The sequence below is a fragment of the Streptomyces sediminimaris genome (genome assembly GCF_047049295.1).
In the GTDB taxonomy this organism is placed as follows: Bacteria; Actinomycetota; Actinomycetes; order Streptomycetales; family Streptomycetaceae; genus Streptomyces; species Streptomyces sediminimaris.
This window is the reverse complement of the sequence record NZ_JBJWOT010000001.1, coordinates 57897-74260: the sequence shown is the minus strand read 5'-3', so window position 1 is coordinate 74260 and position 16364 is coordinate 57897. Positions and strand designations below refer to the sequence as shown.

At 69.3% G+C, this 16364-nt stretch carries 14 protein-coding genes and 3 pseudogenes; 9 read left to right on the top strand and 8 right to left on the bottom strand.

Annotated elements, in window-relative coordinates:
- The first annotated feature begins 235 nt into the window (after window positions 1-235).
- Both ACJ9NR_RS00390 and ACJ9NR_RS00385 read left to right on the top strand, forming a co-directional pair.
- Window positions 236-892: a Tat pathway signal sequence domain protein gene (locus tag ACJ9NR_RS00390; protein ID WP_412490425.1), complete on the top strand. Its 657-nt coding sequence runs from the start codon at window positions 236-238 to the stop codon at window positions 890-892.
- 49 nt (window positions 893-941) lie between these two features.
- Complete coding sequence (locus ACJ9NR_RS00385) at window positions 942-1778, top strand: dienelactone hydrolase family protein (protein WP_412490426.1); 837 nt, start codon at window positions 942-944, stop codon at window positions 1776-1778.
- A gap of 1053 nt (window positions 1779-2831) precedes the next feature.
- Here ACJ9NR_RS00385 and ACJ9NR_RS00380 read toward each other — a convergent pair.
- Window positions 2832-3428 carry a TetR/AcrR family transcriptional regulator gene (locus ACJ9NR_RS00380; RefSeq protein WP_412490427.1) on the bottom strand — a complete coding sequence of 199 codons (597 nt, stop codon included), beginning with the start codon at window positions 3426-3428 and terminating at the stop codon, window positions 2832-2834.
- A gap of 95 nt (window positions 3429-3523) precedes the next feature.
- Here ACJ9NR_RS00380 and ACJ9NR_RS00375 point away from each other — a divergent pair, with 95 nt between their 5' ends.
- On the top strand, window positions 3524-4567 hold the full coding sequence (locus tag ACJ9NR_RS00375) for an NAD(P)-dependent alcohol dehydrogenase (RefSeq protein WP_412490428.1): 1044 nt from the start codon (window positions 3524-3526) through the stop codon (window positions 4565-4567).
- A gap of 154 nt (window positions 4568-4721) precedes the next feature.
- Here ACJ9NR_RS00375 and ACJ9NR_RS00370 read toward each other — a convergent pair whose 3' ends face one another.
- Window positions 4722-6008, bottom strand: a complete 1287-nt coding sequence (locus tag ACJ9NR_RS00370) for a hypothetical protein (RefSeq protein ID WP_412490429.1) — start codon at window positions 6006-6008, stop codon at window positions 4722-4724.
- A gap of 528 nt (window positions 6009-6536) precedes the next feature.
- On the opposite strand from ACJ9NR_RS00370, the gene htpG reads away from it, so the two are divergent.
- Window positions 6537-8456, top strand: a complete 1920-nt coding sequence (htpG, locus tag ACJ9NR_RS00365) for a molecular chaperone HtpG (RefSeq protein ID WP_412490430.1) — start codon at window positions 6537-6539, stop codon at window positions 8454-8456.
- A gap of 470 nt (window positions 8457-8926) precedes the next feature.
- Here htpG and ACJ9NR_RS00360 read toward each other — a convergent pair.
- Window positions 8927-9079: pseudogene (locus ACJ9NR_RS00360) on the bottom strand (ISAs1 family transposase); the annotation flags it as partial.
- A 102-nt stretch (window positions 9080-9181) separates the two neighbouring features.
- Between ACJ9NR_RS00360 and ACJ9NR_RS00355 the strand changes: the two are divergent.
- Window positions 9182-9490 (top strand): aldo/keto reductase, encoded by a 309-nt coding sequence (locus ACJ9NR_RS00355; RefSeq protein WP_412490431.1) that lies wholly within the window; start codon window positions 9182-9184, stop codon window positions 9488-9490.
- Window positions 9491-9537: 47 nt separating this feature from the next.
- Here the strand turns inward: ACJ9NR_RS00355 and ACJ9NR_RS00350 are convergent.
- Window positions 9538-9714, bottom strand: a pseudogene (locus ACJ9NR_RS00350) (transposase); the annotation flags it as partial.
- Window positions 9715-9800: 86 nt separating this feature from the next.
- On the opposite strand from ACJ9NR_RS00350, the gene ACJ9NR_RS00345 reads away from it, so the two are divergent.
- Complete coding sequence (locus ACJ9NR_RS00345; RefSeq protein WP_412490432.1) at window positions 9801-10391, top strand: DUF6461 domain-containing protein; 591 nt, start codon at window positions 9801-9803, stop codon at window positions 10389-10391.
- Window positions 10392-10476: 85 nt separating this feature from the next.
- On the opposite strand, the gene ACJ9NR_RS00340 is transcribed toward ACJ9NR_RS00345, so the two are convergent.
- On the bottom strand, window positions 10477-11094 hold the full coding sequence (locus tag ACJ9NR_RS00340) for a TetR/AcrR family transcriptional regulator (RefSeq protein WP_412490433.1): 618 nt from the start codon (window positions 11092-11094) through the stop codon (window positions 10477-10479).
- Between the two features lie 124 nt (window positions 11095-11218).
- Between ACJ9NR_RS00340 and ACJ9NR_RS00335 the strand changes: the two genes are divergently transcribed.
- The 3 genes and pseudogenes from ACJ9NR_RS00335 to ACJ9NR_RS00325 form a co-directional block, all read left to right on the top strand.
- The gene (locus ACJ9NR_RS00335; protein WP_412490434.1) at window positions 11219-11620 is read left to right on the top strand and encodes a Dabb family protein; all 402 of its coding nucleotides are present in this window, start codon (window positions 11219-11221) and stop codon (window positions 11618-11620) included.
- 28 nt (window positions 11621-11648) lie between these two features.
- Window positions 11649-12551: an NAD-dependent epimerase/dehydratase family protein gene (locus tag ACJ9NR_RS00330; RefSeq protein ID WP_412490435.1), complete on the top strand. Its 903-nt coding sequence runs from the start codon at window positions 11649-11651 to the stop codon at window positions 12549-12551.
- A gap of 28 nt (window positions 12552-12579) precedes the next feature.
- Window positions 12580-12877, top strand: a pseudogene (locus tag ACJ9NR_RS00325) (DUF6003 family protein); the annotation flags it as partial.
- Window positions 12878-12932: 55 nt separating this feature from the next.
- Here the strand turns inward: ACJ9NR_RS00325 and ACJ9NR_RS00320 are convergent.
- From ACJ9NR_RS00320 to ACJ9NR_RS00310, 3 genes are read right to left on the bottom strand one after another with little or no spacing between them, the layout of a single operon-like run.
- The gene (locus ACJ9NR_RS00320) at window positions 12933-14360 is read right to left on the bottom strand and encodes an NAD-dependent succinate-semialdehyde dehydrogenase (protein ID WP_412490436.1); all 1428 of its coding nucleotides are present in this window, start codon (window positions 14358-14360) and stop codon (window positions 12933-12935) included.
- A complete protein-coding gene (locus tag ACJ9NR_RS00315; RefSeq protein ID WP_412490437.1) occupies window positions 14357-15592 on the bottom strand; it encodes an iron-containing alcohol dehydrogenase in 1236 nt (411 codons plus the stop codon). Before ACJ9NR_RS00315 ends, ACJ9NR_RS00320 begins: the two co-directional genes overlap by 4 nt.
- Window positions 15585-16358, bottom strand: coding sequence for an SDR family NAD(P)-dependent oxidoreductase (locus ACJ9NR_RS00310; protein WP_412490438.1), 774 nt, complete (start codon window positions 16356-16358; stop codon window positions 15585-15587). Before ACJ9NR_RS00310 ends, ACJ9NR_RS00315 begins: the two co-directional genes overlap by 8 nt.
- Window positions 16359-16364: the final 6 nt, after the last annotated feature.

Below are 16364 nucleotides of genomic sequence, written 5' to 3'. Positions count from 1 at the left end.
CTGCACTGGCTTTCCGTTCGACGGACCTGTAGTGCACATCTCGCGTGCCGTCACTTTCGCGCAACCGTGAAGAGCCGCTGCGCCCCTGCGTCTTCGACGCCGGGTCAGTAACGCGCCCGTCCGGCCGTCCCGGTGCGCCCGGGAACGGCCCCGCGCGGGCCGCCGTCCCACCCCCGTGCTCAGGGCGGCGACCCGCACCCTTCTCTCCACCAACTCCAGTACCGGAGGCACCCGCATGCGCAGATACTCTCTCTCCGCCCTGGCCACCGCCTTGACGGCCCTGGCATTCCTCCCGGCGACCGCCGCCTCGGCCGACAGCGCCGTGCTCACGTACGGCAGCGCCGGCGGCAACGCGGTCTCGGGGGGAGACGTCCTCACTGGTTCCCTGGCGAGCGGCACCAAGGCCACGCTCGCCACCAGCAGTGGCGGCACGTCCGGCATCACCTGCACCGGCTCGACGCTCTCCGCCACGGTGACGGACAACCCCGCCGCCCCGGGCACCGCCACCGAGTCGGCGACCTCGCAGACCTTCAGCGGCTGCACCAGCAACGTCTTCGGCGTCACCAGGGTGCAGAGCATCACCGTGAACGGTCTCCCCTACACCACCTCCGCCGGATCCGACGGCACGGTGACGGTGAGCCCTGCCTCGGGCGGCGCGATTCAGACCACAGTGGTGCTCTCCACTCTGCTGGGCTCGATCACCTGCGTCTACCAGGCGCCCAGTCTCTCGGCGGTGAGCTCCAACAGCGGCAACAGCCTCACCTTCTCCAACCAGGCGTTCACCAAGGTCTCCGGCTCGGCCTTGTGCGCGGCCAACGGCTACTTCACGGCCGCCTACGCGCCCGTCGTCGACAGCAGCGTCAGCGGCGCCCCCGCTGTCTACACCAACTGACGGGCCCGCCATGGGAACTCACCCGAGGTCAGTTCCGCTCCGCGCGCTCATGGCGATCCTCACGATCGTCGCCGCGACCGCACTCGCCACTCCCGCCGACGCCGCCCCGGCCGACCCCTATCAGCGCGGACCGGACCCGACCTGGGCGAGCATCACCGCCGAGACCGGCCCGTTCAGCGTAGCCTCGGTCACCGTGCCGTCGGGCAGCGGGCAGGGTTTCAACGACGGCACGATCTACTACCCCACCGACACCAGCCAGGGCACCTTCGGGGCCGTCGTCGTCATGCCGGGCTTCGTCGCCCCGCAAGCCGAGATCGCCTGGTACGGTTCCCGGCTGGCCTCCCAGGGCTTCGTGGTCATGACCATGGACAGCGTCAACCTGTGGGATTTCCCCACCGACCGCAGCAAGCAGCAACTCGCGGCGCTCGCCTACCTCACCACTCGGAGCGCCGTGAAGAACGAGATCGATCCGGGGCGCCTTGCGGTGATGGGCTGGTCGATGGGCGGCGGTGGCACGCTGGAGAGCGCGGCGAGCACTCCGTCCCTGAAGGCGGCCATCGCCCTCGCACCCTGGGACACCGCCAATCCATCCAGCCAGATCACGGTCCCGACCATGGTCTTCGGCGCCGACGGCGACACCGTCGCCCCCGTCTCGACCTTCGCCCTGCCCGCCTACAACGAACTGACGAACGCCCGTGACAAGGCGTTCATCGAGCTCAAGGGTGCCGACCACTTCACCTTTGCCAGCCCGAACACCACGGTCGCCGAGTACAGCATTGCCTGGCTCAAGCGCTTCGTGGACAACGACACCCGCTACGACCAGTTCCTGTGCCCGACTCCCAACGACCCCAGCACGGTCGCCTTCCAGGACAGCTGCCCGCTCTGACTCACCCGGACCACGGCAGCCACGGCTTCCATGGAGCCGTGGCTGCCGTGTCCGCTTGTCGTGCCGATGCCATCAGTCCGGCGGTCCCATTGTTCCGAGACTCCAGGGTTCCACCGTCGGCTCGCCCTCGAACGTGGCAGGCGCGGCCGAGGGCCGCCCGTGGCCAGGCCGGAGACGCCGTTGCTTCCGTCGTGGCCGCAGCCAACTGCCCGACGGCCCTTCGCGCGAGGGTCTGCTCGTGCAGCCGGCGGGCGGATTCCAGCGCGGTCCAGCGGGCGGGCCTGCCAAGGGGTCCGGACGGTGATCGGCGGGGGAGTCGCCATCGGCAAGGTACTGCTCTGAGTGATCACCACACAGCGCTCAGTCGGGAGGAAATCGGGCAGCGCGGCACAGAGGTTCGAGCGGCACGCAGGAGCGTCGGCTGGGAGAAGGATAGGAAAGGACCTGAAGCCTGTTGCCGGGCTGGCAGTGTTTGCAGGCGCCAGGCTGTCGGCCAGAAGCTGGCGGGCTTCGTCGCGGCCGACGAGGCGGCGGGAGCCGAGCAGCTCCAACAGCAGGTTCACTACCGCAGCGCCCCCGACCAGGCATGTCGGCTCCGCGGTGTCAGCCGGTGGCTGCTCTGGTGATCCCCGCCGACGGGGACGACCTCCTGCGCACGACGCCCGAGGAGGCCTTCACCGGCCTGATGCCCCGGTTCGGCGTCACGCTTCCGTTGCAGCCGGGGCGGGTCGAGGCAGCGCGGCCGTCCCGTTGCCGTGCCCCGACGGGCGGCGACAGTCCTCGGCGATGTGACGCCCTCGTGCGGCCAAGACCGCGGATGATGAGCACGCGGGTCCCGCCCCGATCCCCGAGCCGGCGCGGGACCCGCACACCCTGCCGCAGCTGGTGGCGTCATGCTGATGAGGACCCGTGGAATCGGCCAGGGCTATTCGTCGCCCCATTCGCTTCGTCTCTCAACCGAGTGGGGAGGGAAGGCGAGCGCCTCCCGGGTGAAGGCCGGGCCCGCACGCTCGCGGGGTGTGCGGGCTGTGCTGCCCCCCTGTGGTGGTGTGCTCAGGCTCCCCGGTCCGGGGCGACGGCGCGGCTTACGCAGTCCCGGAGCAGGGTGCGCCGCTGGTCGTGCGCGCTCGCGGGCTCCTGGGCGGAGGCGGCGTAGACGTTGCTCACCGGGGACCAGGCCATGGACATGGCGATGACCATGGCCATGACGTCGAAGGGGTCTCCCTGTCTGATGCGTCCGGCGGCCTGGGCCTCTGCGATGGCGCGGAGTTTGCGGTCGTCGTAGCGTTCGTGGTCCGCGACGAGATGCCCGCTCGGGCGCCGCTCCAGGCGTGCCCAGGTCGCGAGCCGGATCAGATCGGGGCGGCTGAGGTACTCGTCGTAGAGGCGCACCGCCCAGTCGGCGAGGTCTTCGGCGTCGATGGGGACGACGTTGGTGATCCGCTCCAGTGAGGCGAAGAAGATCGCATCGAAGAGCTGTTCCTTGTTGCCGAAGTAGCCATAAAGCTGCGCCTTGTTGGTGCGTGCGGCGGCGATGATCCGCTCGATGCGTGCACCGGCGATGCCGTACTGGGCGAACTCCTCGGTGGCGGCGTCGATGATGCGCTGATACGTCGCGGCTCCGCGGCTGCTGGATGGCTGGTCGGGCATGCTCCGCACCATAACAGACAGACTCGTCTGTTTGCGTATTGGCCGGCATGCACCTACTCTCAAACAGACCGAACAGTCTGTCTTAGGGGTCAGAGATGCGTCCCACGACCGGATGGCAGGCGGACAGCGCGACACGGACTCTGCGCCGCGTGACGCTGGAGCGCCGGGACCTGCGCCCGGACGACATCGCGGTACGTGTCGAGTACTGCGGCGTCTGCCACACAGACCTCCACGCACTGCAGACGCACGAGAGTGACGCCAACGGCATGCTCGTACCCGGGCATGAGTTCACAGGCGTGGTGACCGAGGCCGGCAGCGCGGTTGTCGACTTCTCCCCGGGCGATCCCGTGGCCGTCGGCAACATCGTCGACTCGTGCGGCATGTGCCGCATGTGCCGGGCCGGCCAGGAGAACTTCTGCCGCGAGTTCCCGACACTGACCTACGGCGGAGCCGACCGGCGGGACGGGTCGACCACGCTGGGCGGGTATTCCCGCGAGTACATCGTGAGCAGTCAGTTCGCCTACCATCTCCCTGCCGCCCTCGACGCGGCCGCCGCGGCCCCCTTGCTCTGCGCGGGCGTCACCGTGTGGGAACCGCTGCAGGCGCTCGGAGTGGGCCCGGGCAGCACTGTCGCCGTGGCCGGACTGGGCGGCCTGGGACACCTCGCGGTCAAGATGGCGACCGCGCTCGGCGCCACGACCTCCGTCATCAGCCGGACCCCGGACAAGGCTGACGAAGCGCGCGGCCTGGGAGCGCAGGGATTCGTCGTGTCCACCGACCCCCGGCAGATGGAAGCGGTCCGCGACCAGTTCGACGTGGTCATCGACACCATCTCCGCTCCTCACGACCTGGCTCCGTACCTGCGTGTGGTCGCCATGGACGGCACCCTCAGCCATCTCGGTCACCTCGGACCGGTCACCGTGGAAACCTTGGAGCTGCTCCTCGGCCGCAAGAAGCTCAGCTCCGCCGGCAGCGGCGGCCGCCCGTCCACCGCCGCCATGCTGCTCTTCTGCGCCGAACACGGCATCACCGCCGACATCGAGCTGCTGCCCTCGAGCCAGGTGAACAGGGCTCTCGAGCGCCTGGCTCGCAACGACGTCCGCTACCGCTTCGTACTCGACATGTCTGACCTGGACTGACCGACAGCGCGGCTTGTCCAACAGCACGCCCAGCGTTAACGCGAAGCCCGCCCCGCGATAACCGAGAGAGGCGCCCGGACGCAGATCAGGCGCTGCATGGGTGGGGAGGTCCATCAAGCAGGTCCGGGGTCACCCCAAGCAGGGAGTGATCGTTTCAACGAGCGCCATCAGGGCGACGGAAGCTGCTGGCGAGCGGGGTGCGCACGTCCGGTACGGTCAACGCGGCGGTGTCCGCGCCGGCCTTGTGGGCAGCAGCCATCACGGTGGCGATGTCGCCCGTGGCCAGTGTCTCGGCGGGGCACTTCCGGCACTCTCCGTCCGGCTCGTGCCCTGGCTGAGCGGCGACGAGCGCCCGGACGTGGCCGAAGGCGTCCAGAGCCCGGTCGACCCGCACCGCGTACCACGTCCCCCGCTGCTGCTGCGGTGAGAAGGCGGCTGCGACCCGGGGATGCACGGGCAGGTCCACCCGCCCGTCCACGGCACGGACGAGGACGACCTGGTCGAGGTAGTCACACCGGTCGGGCTCGGGCCGGTTCGCCTCCAGCCAGTCGACGGCCTCAGCGCGGGTTCCCGGCCCCCACAGATACGCGGACGGGAAGACGGTTGCCGCGGCGCGGGCGTCGAATTCCATCAGGGCCGGGTCGTCCACCACGGCACGGACCAGGAGGTAGGTCAGCGGCTCCTCGTCCCCCGACGACGCCAGATGCTCGGCCGGGCCGGCGAGGATCGTGTGCCCGCTCTCGTTCCAGCCGATGGCGACGATGTCCCGCACCAGCGGCGCCGGGTACAGCCGTCCGCCCGGGGTGGGCTGCCCCCACAGGTGGTTGATGAGTTCGGCGAGGTCGGACAGGGTGCGGGCGGCGTCCACCGGGGAGTTCAGATGGTAGGAGCCGTGCGCGGCCATGTTGCGCAGCTCTCTTTGGACCGGCTCCAGGCTCCGGCTGCGCTGCCCGCGTAGCAGACCTTCGCGACGCGCCCACCGCAGCAGCCCGTCGAGCATCCCGTTGAATCGTTCCCAGTCCCCGGTAGCGCCCATCCGGATCTCGGCGCCCTTCACGTTCCGGAACTGCTCGTAGAAGGCCGGGTAGCTGGTCATGGTGACCTGGTGTTCCCGGCCCCGGCGGTCGCGCACGTCGACGGCGCGGCCTTGGTGGTGAGTCATGGAGCGGTCCCGCAGGGCTTGCTCGAAGGTGAGACGGGTCGCGTCCTCGACGAGGGTGAACAGCTCGTAGCACAGCACCCCGTGGCTGAACCCGGCCCGCAGTTGCTCGAACTTGTTCCGGGTCGATTCGGCGACATCGTCCGCCAGCTTCAGCCGGGCGATGACACGCTGCTGGAACTCCGCTGAGTCCTCCGCACGCATCCGGCCGAGGCCCCAGGGGGTGAAGTGCAGCGTCCGTTCGTCGACGGCCTGCAACTGCTCGAGCGTCTTGATCTCCATACCGGGCCCTGCCTGCCTTCCTGCCACGCGTCAGCCAACCGGCCAGGATCGGCCCAAGTCCCCGGCGGCCGCAACCGAATTGACTCGACGCACACGTGCGGCCTGCCGCCGTCGCCGCGCTGTGGGGGATCAGGATCTCCTCGGCCTGCCTCAGCTGCTTGCGCACCTCGTCGACTGGGTCAGCGTGACCGAAGACCTCCGGGCCGCGGCCCTTGTGCATGCGGGCGAGCGATCGCGCGGCCTCGAGCGCGGAGACGACACCCTTCGCGGGAACTCGGCGCTGGCGTGGTTCGAAGTACTTCTTCGGCACCGACAACGGCAGACGGTTCGGCGGATACTTCGGCACGGGACGGACTCCTTCCAGCAGTCGCAACCACCGAAGAGAGAACCACCGAAGAGAATCCGCACGGGGTCCTGCCACCGGCATCGCCGGCCACTGCTGAAGGTGGTGACCAAACCGTGCCCGGGTGTCTTACAGTGACTTCACCTGACCTGGCACTTTAGGGACCTGCGAGGGACACGCCAACCATGCCGACCGAAACGTTTGAGTTCCAAGTCGAGGCGCGCCAGCTGCTGCAGCTGATGATCCACTCGGTCTACTCGAACAAGGACGTCTTCCTGCGGGAACTCGTCTCCAACGCCTCCGACGCGCTCGACAAGCTGCGTCTGGCCGCGCTGCGGGACGACAGTCTCGACGCCGACACGTCCGACCTGCACATCGAGATCGACGTCGATCCGGAGGCCCGTACGCTCACCGTGCGGGACAACGGCATCGGGATGTCGTACGACGAGGTCGGCAAACTCATCGGCACCATCGCCAACTCCGGCACGGCCGCCTTCCTCAAGGAGTTCAAGGAGCTCAAGGAGGCGAAGGACGCGGCCGGCGCCGAGGGCCTCATCGGGCAGTTCGGCGTCGGCTTCTACTCCGGCTTCATGGTGGCTGACGAGATGACCCTGGTGACCCGGCGCGCCGGGGAGAGCCGCGGCACCCGCTGGTCCTCGCGCGGCGAGGGCACGTACACCCTGGAGACCGTGGACGACGCCCCGCAGGGAACCGCCGTCACGCTCCACCTCAAGCCGGCCGACCCCGAGAACCAGCTGCACGACTACACCTCCACCTGGAAGATCAAGGAGATCGTCAAGCGCTACTCGGACTTCATCACCTGGCCGATCCGGCTCGTTCCGAAGGCGAAGGAAGACGGCGACGGAGCGGACACGTCCGGGCCCGAGACGCTGAACTCCATGAAGGCCCTGTGGGCCCGCTCGCGTGAGGAGGTCTCCGACGACGAGTACCACGAGCTGTACAAGCACGTCAGCCACGACTGGCGCGACCCCCTGGAGACGATCCGCTTCCAGGCCGAGGGCACTTTCGAGTACCAGGCCCTGCTCTTCCTCCCGGCGCACGCTCCGCACGACCTGTTCACCCGCGACTTCCGCCGCGGACTGCAGTTGTACGTCAAGCGCGTGCTGATCATGGACGACTGCGAGGCGCTGCTGCCGCCGTATCTCCGCTTCGTCAAGGGCGTCGTCGACGCGCAGGACCTCTCGCTCAACGTCTCCCGCGAGATTCTCCAGCAGGACCGGCACATCCGGATGATCCAGCGCCGGCTGACCAAGAAGGTGCTGGCGTCGGTCAAGGAGATGAAGGCCGCCGACGCCGACACGTACGCCGCGTTCTGGCGGGAGTTCGGCGCCGTGCTGAAGGAGGGACTGTTCGGCGACCCCGACAACCGCGACGCCCTGCTCGCGATCGCGTCCTTCGCCAGCACGCACTCCGAGGACGAGGCGACCACCCTCCAGCAGTACGTCGAGCGGATGAAGGAGGGGCAGGACGACATCTACTACATGACCGGCGAGTCCCGGCAGAGCATCGAGAACTCCCCGCACCTGGAGGCGTTCCGGGAGCGCGGCGTGGAGGTTCTGCTGCTGACCGACCCGGTCGACGAGGTGTGGGTCGACGCCGTGGGCGAGTTCGAGGGCAAGAAGCTGCGGTCCGTCGCCAAGGGCGAGATCGACCTCGACGTCAACAGCGACGAACACAGCGACGGTGAGCGGGAGAAGCAGGCCGAGGCGTACGCCGGTCTGCTGGGCTGGATGAAGGAGCAGCTGGAGGAGGACGTGAAGGACGTCCGCCTGTCGACGCGTCTGACCGTGTCTCCGGCCTGCGTCGTCTCCGACGCCCACGACCTGACGCCGGCGCTGGAGAACATGTACCGGGCCATGGGCCAGGAGATCCCACCCACAAAGCGGATCCTCGAACTCAACCCCGCTCATCCGCTCGTGCAGGGCCTGAACAAGGCCTACGAGGAACGAGAGGACCGCGGCGAACTCGTCGAGAGCGCCGAGCTGTTGCACGGTCTGGCAGTCCTCGCCGAGGGCGGTCAGCCGAAGGAGCCCGCCCGGTTTGTGAAGCTGGTGGCGGACAGGCTGGAGCGCGGGCTGCGCTGACTGATCGGGGCAGCGGCGTCACTTTGCTGACGAGCAGGCACTCGGCATGCCGATGCGCGCCGAGTGCCTGCTCACTTGTGTGCACCACTCGACCGCGATCCGAGCCCGGGCCACGGCAGCGGCAACTCCCGCGGTTTGTGCGGGACTCGGCCGCCGTGGCCGCATCACGTGAAGGAGGCTCGGCATGCTGGTCCGGCGGATGGACAACGTCCTCATCGTCGTCTCACGCGACTGGCGCGAGGCGCTGGCAGCAGCCGGGACAGCCCACAACTCACCCACTCTCACCGAGTTCCCCGGCCAGTCCGACGACGATGCCCTCGGGGCCGCGGACGCAGCAGAGCCGATAGAGGTTCTATTACTGCACGATCTCGTCGCAGCAGGGAGGCATTCGAGAGGAGGTTCCTGGGCCAAACGCTGTTGGTGGTCCCTTGCTGCGGCGCCGCGACCTCGCTGGACGCGCTGGAGTAGGAACGCACCCCGCAAGCCCCTCGCGGGTCGGTGACCGACTCGAACTCGGCAACCAGACAACGAACTTGGCCCTGTGTGGCAGCCTCGCCGAGGGCCTCCAGGCGGGGCGCGTGATGCGCGAGAACAGCGGCAGGAGATGATGGAGGGACGAACACGGTACCTTCGTGGATCTCGAAGCGTAGAGAACTCCATGATCCACGGTGCGGTGTTCACCTGCTTCCGGGGCCCGCTGCCCCGATCAACCACTCCAAGCCGGGGTGAGCAACCTCGCCCACCGCCAGGACGACGAGCTGATCGACGGCCTTGCCGCCAAGGGCATCGCCTACGTTCCGTTCTTCCCCCTCGGCGGCTTCACCCCGCTGCAGTCGGCGGCGTTGACGGCGGTGTCCGCCCGGCTGGATGCGGCGCCGATGTCGGTCGCGCTGGCCTGGCTGCTGCAGCGGTCACCGAACACCCTGCTCATTCCCGGCACCTCGTCGGTGGCCCACCTGCGCGAGAACGTCACCGGCGCGGGACTCTCGCTCTCCGAGGAGGAACTCGCCGAGCTGGACGAGATCGGCCGCTGAACCCGGCCGGCGTGAGTTCGCGGGCGCACCCGCCACCAGGTGGATCTCTGTGGCTGCGCGGTCTGGGAGATGGACGACCCTGAACTGCGGGTGGCCGGGGCGAGACCGGGGTGAGCGGCGAGGTGGCCGGCGGTCGGGAAGGTGCTGCCGTCGCCGAGCTCGATCAGAATCCGGGCTCCGGTCCTGACGCCGATTCCCGGCATGGACGTCAGGACCTTCGAAACCGCCAGACACCCGGTGCAGTTGATCTGCCAAGGGCGGCACTCTGGTAGGGGTAGGAGTGTCGGTGGTGTGTGGCAGCATCCACGGCATGACGAGCATGGGGATGAGCCGCGGACTGGACTTGTTCCGAGAGGGCGATTTCCCCATCTACACGCTGACCTTCGTGCGGGACCTGACCCCTGCCGAGCTGCTCACCCGCATGGCGGTAGATCCGGAGACTTTGGCGCTTCGCGACGCCGTAGACCTCTCGGCCGACTTGGGCGACGACCTTTTCGACGATGAAGAACCCGTCGTCACCAGCGGTATCGACCATCCGTGGACGTGGGCATGGGAACAGGGCGGCGTGCACGGACTCGATGAGAGGATCTTGAGTCGCGTCTCCGTGGGCACGGAGGCCGTGGTGCTCCACTACAACGAGAAGCCGATGCACTGGTTCAAGTACGCGGTGGGCGGCGAGATCGTCGTCGACTTCCACACGCTCCAGGCGATCGAACCGACCGGTCATGACCCGGCAAGACTCGATGACGCCATGAGGCCCCTCGGGCTGGTCCCTGGCCAGGTCGCGCCCCTGCACAGCGTCCTGGCACTGGTAGAGAACGTTTTTGACATCCGCCTGAGGCAGCCCGATGAGGTTGGCGACTCGCGCTGGAGCGGCAGGTTGCTCCCGCTGCCCGACTGAACGCCCCGCCGCTGACGTGCCATCAGGCAACTACACTTCCCACGACGCCTTTGACCAGGCCAGATAGCGAAGCGCTGCTGGAGTACTAGCTGCTCGTCGGCCGTCCGTTCGCCGGCGTTTCGGTTCGCCAGCCGAGAAGGATCGCGCGGAGCGCCTGTTCGGCGAGGCGGCGGGCGCGATCGTTGCCTACGTTGCCGAGGTGGCTGAGCGACGCGATGCCGTACAGCGTGCCCCAGAGGATTTCGCAGGCCTGGTCCTGGTCGGCCAGGACCACATCGTGTGCAGCAGCCCAGGTGGTGAGCAACTCCTTGAGGACGTCGATGGCCGGTTCCACGATGCGTCGGCGTTCGTTCGCGTCAACTACTGGGTCGTTCATGACCTGGTAGAGGTGGGGGTGCTCGCCGGCGAACCGGACGTACTCCGACGCGATGCGCATCATGCGCCGGTCCGTGTCGGGCTCCTGCGCGGCTTGGCGAAACGCGGCCAGCATCAGGCGGTGGCCGTGCGCGACCAGCTCCAGTACGAGTGCGTCCTTGTTGGCGAAGTGCTGGTAGACGACGGGTGCGGAATATTCGACGTCGGTGGCGATGCGCCGGATCGTCAGGGCCGCGACGCCCTCGGTCTCGAGGACGTGCAGCGCGGTCTGGATGATCCGCTCCCGGGTGTTCGCCCGTTCGCGGGCTCGTCTCGTGCTGGTCGACATGGTCCGTCACTTCGCTTCGATGGTGTCCTCGAACACTAGTCAACCCCCCTTGACCGTGCCGAAAACGCCCACCATGGTTAACGTCGTTAATAAATCTAACAACGTTAGGAACGTGGGGCAGGCCATGATTTACCACATCAACCGGGTCACGATGAAAGCCACCGCGACGCCCGGGCAGATCGAGGCGGCGTTGGAGAGCCGGCGCAATCAGGGCCGGTCGAACCCCGCCACCAAGTCCCTCATCGTCGGCCGCGACCACGGCGGCGACTACACGTACAGGGCGGTGTTCGTTGTGGAGGGCCTCGACGGGCTGTTCGCCTGCCTGACGCACCCGACCACCCACCAGACCGACCACTTGGGACTGAACCTGGTCGAACGGCTGGAGATCTTCGACGTCAGTGACGACGACCCTGACCTGAACGCCAAGATCCAGGAACTGCACCGGCGACGCAACGAGCTCAACCCGCAGATCGCCGGAATGCTCGCCGACGTGCCCACCTGCATCGGCTCCGGCGTGGACGCCTGAGCGAGATTCCAGGGAAGGGAGAAACGTCATGGGCAAGCACCTCGTCATCGGCGCCGGTTCCATCGGTACCAACGTCGCCCGCCTGCTCGCCGAGCGCGGCCAGAGCGCCCGGATCGTCACCCGCAGCGGCTCCGGCCCCGAGCACCGACTGATCGACCGGGTCGCCGCGGACGCGTCCGACCCGCTCCGGCTGACCGAGCTGTCCCGCGGCGCGGAAGTGATCTACCACTGCGCCAATCCGCCCTCGTACACGATGTGGGAGCGCCTGCTGCCACCCCTGCAGACGGCGGCCATCGCCGCCGCCGAGGAGAACGACGCCGTCCTCGCGCTGACCGGCAGCCTTTACGCCTACGGCCCGCAGCCCGGTGGCCGGATGAACGAACGCACCCCCATGGCCGCCGTCGGGCACAAGGGCCGTCTGCGCAGACGCATGTGGGAACAGGCCCTCGCCGCGGGCATCCGCACCGTCGAGGTCCGCGGCTCCGACTTCATCGGCAAGGGCGCCAACGGCGTCTACTCCCTGCTCATCGAGCCGGCCCTGAAGAAGGGGAGCGCGGCCTGGATCCCCGGCCACCTGGACATGCCGCACACCTTCACCTTCAACGGCGACATGGCGCAGGCCCTGGTGACGCTGGCCTCGGAGAAGCGCGCGTGGGGCCGGCCCTGGCATGTGCCGTCCCCGCCGGCCGTCACCATCCGCGAGCTGGCGCGGCGCTACGCCGACGCATTGGGCCGGCCACCGATCAAACTGATCCAGATGCCACGCTTCGTGATGCGTACGGCCGGGCTGATCGTGCCCATCGCCCGCGAGATGGCCGAGATGGACTACCAGTGGTACGCGCCGTTCCACATGGACGCGACGCAGACGGCCAACACCTTCCGCCTGACCGCCACCGACCTCGACACCGCCGTCCGCAACGAGGTCAGCTGACTCCCACCGCCACACCGGCAGGCCAACGGCATGGCCGGCACAGGGCGTCACCGCAAGCTCGGCCGGGCTGCGTCTGCTGCCGCCGGGGGGAGACCGCGGCGATCCCTGAGTACGCCGAGCGGCTGCCGGTGCCTCTCGGCGAGGAGGAACTCGGCCGCCTGCGTCACCGCATGTCGCCGGACATCGCGCAGGTCGAACAGGAGTTGCTGGCCTACCGTTCCTGCGCCGACGGCCGCGGCGCCCTGTTCACCCGCGTCCTGGCGGCCGGAGTGCCGGCGCACGGCATCGCTGAGCTGACCGGCGAGGACCTGGCCGTCGTCAAGGCGGGGGCACGCTGGCACCGGCCGGCGTGTGGCGCCGGCGCTGAGGATTCCGCTGTTCTCATGCGGTCAGTGCGATGTACTTCTCCTCCAGGAACTCCAGGACGCCCTCGAAGCCGCCCTCCCGGCCGAGACCGCTCTGTTTGACGCCTCCGAACGGGGCGGCCGGGTCGCTGACCACGCCGCGGTTGACCGCGACCATGCCGGCTTCGAGGCGGCGGGCGACGGCCATCGCCTCGCGTTCCTCGCCGAACACGTAGGCCATCAGTCCGTGGACCGTGTCGTTGGACATCCGGATCGCGTCCTCGACGTCGTCGTACCGGACGACGGCGGTCACCGGCCCGAAGATCTCGGTCATGGTGATGGCCGAACCGTGTGTGACGTCGGTGAGCAGCGTCGGGTCGTAGAACGCGCCCTTGCTCCAGGCGCGTCCGCCGCGTACGAGGGTCGCGCCGTCCGCGATGGCGGTCTCGACCAGGGCCGCGACCTTGTCGCGCTCGGCGACGGAGACGAGCGCGCCGAGCGTGTGCGCGCGGTCGGTGCCCGGACCGACCGTGACCTTGGCGAGCGCGGCGTCCATCCGGGCGACGAACTCGTCGTGGACCGAGGTGTGCACGTAGAAGCGGTTGGCCGCCGTGCAGGCCGCGCCGCCGTTGCGCATCTTGGCCGGCAGCGCGCCCTCGACGGTCAGGTCCAGGTCGGCACCCGGCAGCACGACCAGGGGGGCGTTCCCGCCGAGTTCCATCGAGGTGCTCACCACGCTGTCCGCGCACGCGTGCAGCAGTGCGCGGCCGACCTCGGTCGAGCCGGTGAACGACAGCTTTCTCACCTCCGGGCGGTCCAGCATGCGGTGCACGGCCGGGCCCGGCGGCACGGGTGTGACCAGGTTGACGACTCCGTCGGGGACGCCGGCGCGGCGCAGCACCTCGACGACGTACGCGGCGGTGAGCGGTGTCTCCTCGGCGGGCTTGAGGATCGTGGTGCACCCGGCGGCCAGCGCGGGGGCCAGCTTGCGCGTCGCCATGGCGGCGGGAAAGTTCCAGGGTGTGATGAGCAGCGACACCCCGATCGGCTGCCGGTCGACGACGATCCGCTTGTCCCCGGACGGGGAGAGGCGGTAGTCGCCCGGCACGCGCACGGCCTCCTCGGCGAACCAGCGGAAGAACTCCTTGGCGTAGTGCGCCTCACCCAGGGCGTCCGTCCAGGACTTGCCGTTCTCGCGCACCATGAGCCCGGCGAACTCCTCGACCTCGGCGGTGAGGATGTCGTAGGCCCTGCGCAGGACTTCCCCGCGTTCGCGCGGTGCGGTCGCGGCCCAGGCGTCCTGTGCGGTGGCCGCCGCGTCGACGGCCGCCATGCAGTCCTGCTCGGTCGCGACCGCGAAATCGGCGATGGTCGACAGATCGGCGGGGTCGACGACGTCGAACCGGGCGTCTGCCGAGCCCGGCCGCCACTGTCCGTCGATGAACAGGTTCGTGTGCAGGTTCATGCGGCGGTCCGTTCGTCGAGGACGCCGGCGTGCGCCCGCCCGATGACGTCGAGGAGCAGGTCCCGGTCCGGCTCGACCGGCGCGATCGCGAGGAGCCGTGCCGACTTCAGTGCCAACTCGGCCATACGCGACAGCTGTTCGCGTCCGACCCCGATCTCGGCGAGGGTCGCCGGAACGCCGATGGTCCGGTTGATCTCGGCCACCCGGGCGACGGTTCGCGCGGCGGACGCCTCGCTCGCGGGGATGTGCTCCAGCGCGGCGCCGAGGTCCGCGATCCGTTCGGCCACGCCCGGGTCGGCCCGCAGCGTGTCGAGGACGTAGGGCAGCAGCAGGCCGGTGCCCAGGCCGTGCGGTGTCTTGGTCAGCGCGCCGACCGGGTACTGGATCGCGTGGCACAGATGAGTGCCGGTCGAGCCGAAGGCGACGCCTCCCAGCAGCGCGCCCAGCGCGACCTGGTGGCGGGCCCGCCGGTGCGAGGGCTCCCGTACGGCGACGGGGAGCCACGGCCCGAGGTGCCCTGCCGCTTGCAGGGCGATCGGTTGTGCCAGGACGTTGCGGCCCGTGAACACGGGCGGCGGCAGGGACCAGTCGGTGTCGAGCGACCGGGCGGTGTATGACTCGGCCGCGTGCACGAGTGCGTCGATGCCGGAGAAGGCGGTGACGCCGCGCGGGGCGCCCAGGGTGAGTTCGGGATCGACGACCGCGGCGGCCGGTACCAGGAACGGGCTGGAGATGCCCACCTTGAGTGCGCGGCCGGGGTCGGACACGACGGCCACCGGTGTCACCTCGGAACCGGTGCCCGCCGTCGTCGGCACCGCGACGACCGGGACGACGGGACCGGGAACGAGGTTCTCGCCGTAGTACCGGCTGAGCGGGCCGTCGTGCGCGAGGAGCAGCGCGATGAGTTTGGCCGCGTCGAGGACGCTGCCCCCGCCGATCGCGAGAATGGTCTCGGCCCGGTGGGCCCGGGCCACGGTGGCGGCCGCGTCCAGGGTGCCGACGGGCAGTTCGGCGGTGACGTCGGAGTATGTCCGCACCTCCAGCCCGGCCGAGCACAGGGAGTCGGTCACGGCGGTGATCTGCGGGGTGGCGGCGAGGAACGGGTCGGTGACCACCAGCACCCGCCGTCCGTACGCGGCCACGATGTCGGGCAGTTGCGCGCGGCACCCGTAGCCGAAGTGCACCTGCGCGGGCAGCCGCAACGTCCCCCGGGCAGCGGTCAGGTCAGGCACTGAATCCTCCGTCGACCGGCAGCACGGCCCCGCTGATGTGGCTCGCCCGGTCGCTGAGCAGGAATGCGGCGGTCGCTGCGACCTCCTGCCCGGTGCCCACCTTGCGCAGCGGGGTGGCGGCGATCCGCGCCTCCACTCCGCCGGGGATCGCGCGCCGGAGCTCGTCGAGCATGGGGGTCTCGGTGGGCCCGGGGGCGATGACGTTCACGCGGATGCCGAGCGGCCCGAAATCGTGGGCCGCGGTCCGGGTCAGGCCGATGACCGCGTGCTTGGTGGTCTGGTAGGCGCCCATGCCGGAGCTGCCGCGCAGTCCTCCGATGCTGCTCACGTTGACGATCGCGCCATACCCGCGCTCCTGCATGACCCGCACTTCCTCGCGCACGCACAGCCATGTGCCCTTGACGTTCACGGCCATGATGCGGTCGAAGTCCTCCTCCGGGACCGCGTCGAGGCGACCGGCCTGGGTCATCGCCGCGTTGTTGAACGCGCCGTCGAGCCGGCCGAACCGGTCGACGGTGGCGTCGACGAACGCGGTGACGCTTGCCGCGTCGGAGACGTCGCCGGTCGTGTACTCCACGTCGTGCCCCGCCGATGCGAGCTCCTTGGCCAGTGCGGCGAGCGGTTCCTCGGTGCGGGCGACGAGCATGAGGGCGGCGCCGTCCGCGGCCAGGACGCGCGCGGCATCGGCTCCGATCCCCGCGCTCGCCCCGACGACGAGAACGACCTTGCCGAGGAGCGGCGGCCGGATGTTCATTTCCTGAGCCATGGTTCC

Bases quoted from the DNA above. Each gene is read 5' to 3' on its own strand.
- ACJ9NR_RS00345 (WP_412490432.1), top strand. From the start codon at position 9,801: ATGACGAGCATGGGGATGAGCCGCGGACTGGACTTGTTCCGAGAGGGC.
- ACJ9NR_RS00320 (WP_412490436.1), bottom strand. From the start codon at position 14,360: ATGAACCTGCACACGAACCTGTTCATCGACGGACAGTGGCGGCCGGGC.
- htpG (WP_412490430.1), top strand. From the start codon at position 6,537: ATGCCGACCGAAACGTTTGAGTTCCAAGTCGAGGCGCGCCAGCTGCTG.
- ACJ9NR_RS00340 (WP_412490433.1), bottom strand. From the start codon at position 11,094: ATGTCGACCAGCACGAGACGAGCCCGCGAACGGGCGAACACCCGGGAG.
- ACJ9NR_RS00370 (WP_412490429.1), bottom strand. From the start codon at position 6,008: ATGGAGATCAAGACGCTCGAGCAGTTGCAGGCCGTCGACGAACGGACG.
- ACJ9NR_RS00380 (WP_412490427.1), bottom strand. From the start codon at position 3,428: ATGCCCGACCAGCCATCCAGCAGCCGCGGAGCCGCGACGTATCAGCGC.
- ACJ9NR_RS00335 (WP_412490434.1), top strand. From the start codon at position 11,219: ATGATTTACCACATCAACCGGGTCACGATGAAAGCCACCGCGACGCCC.
- ACJ9NR_RS00330 (WP_412490435.1), top strand. From the start codon at position 11,649: ATGGGCAAGCACCTCGTCATCGGCGCCGGTTCCATCGGTACCAACGTC.
- ACJ9NR_RS00310 (WP_412490438.1), bottom strand. From the start codon at position 16,358: ATGGCTCAGGAAATGAACATCCGGCCGCCGCTCCTCGGCAAGGTCGTT.
- ACJ9NR_RS00385 (WP_412490426.1), top strand. From the start codon at position 942: ATGGCGATCCTCACGATCGTCGCCGCGACCGCACTCGCCACTCCCGCC.
- ACJ9NR_RS00375 (WP_412490428.1), top strand. From the start codon at position 3,524: ATGCGTCCCACGACCGGATGGCAGGCGGACAGCGCGACACGGACTCTG.
- ACJ9NR_RS00390 (WP_412490425.1), top strand. From the start codon at position 236: ATGCGCAGATACTCTCTCTCCGCCCTGGCCACCGCCTTGACGGCCCTG.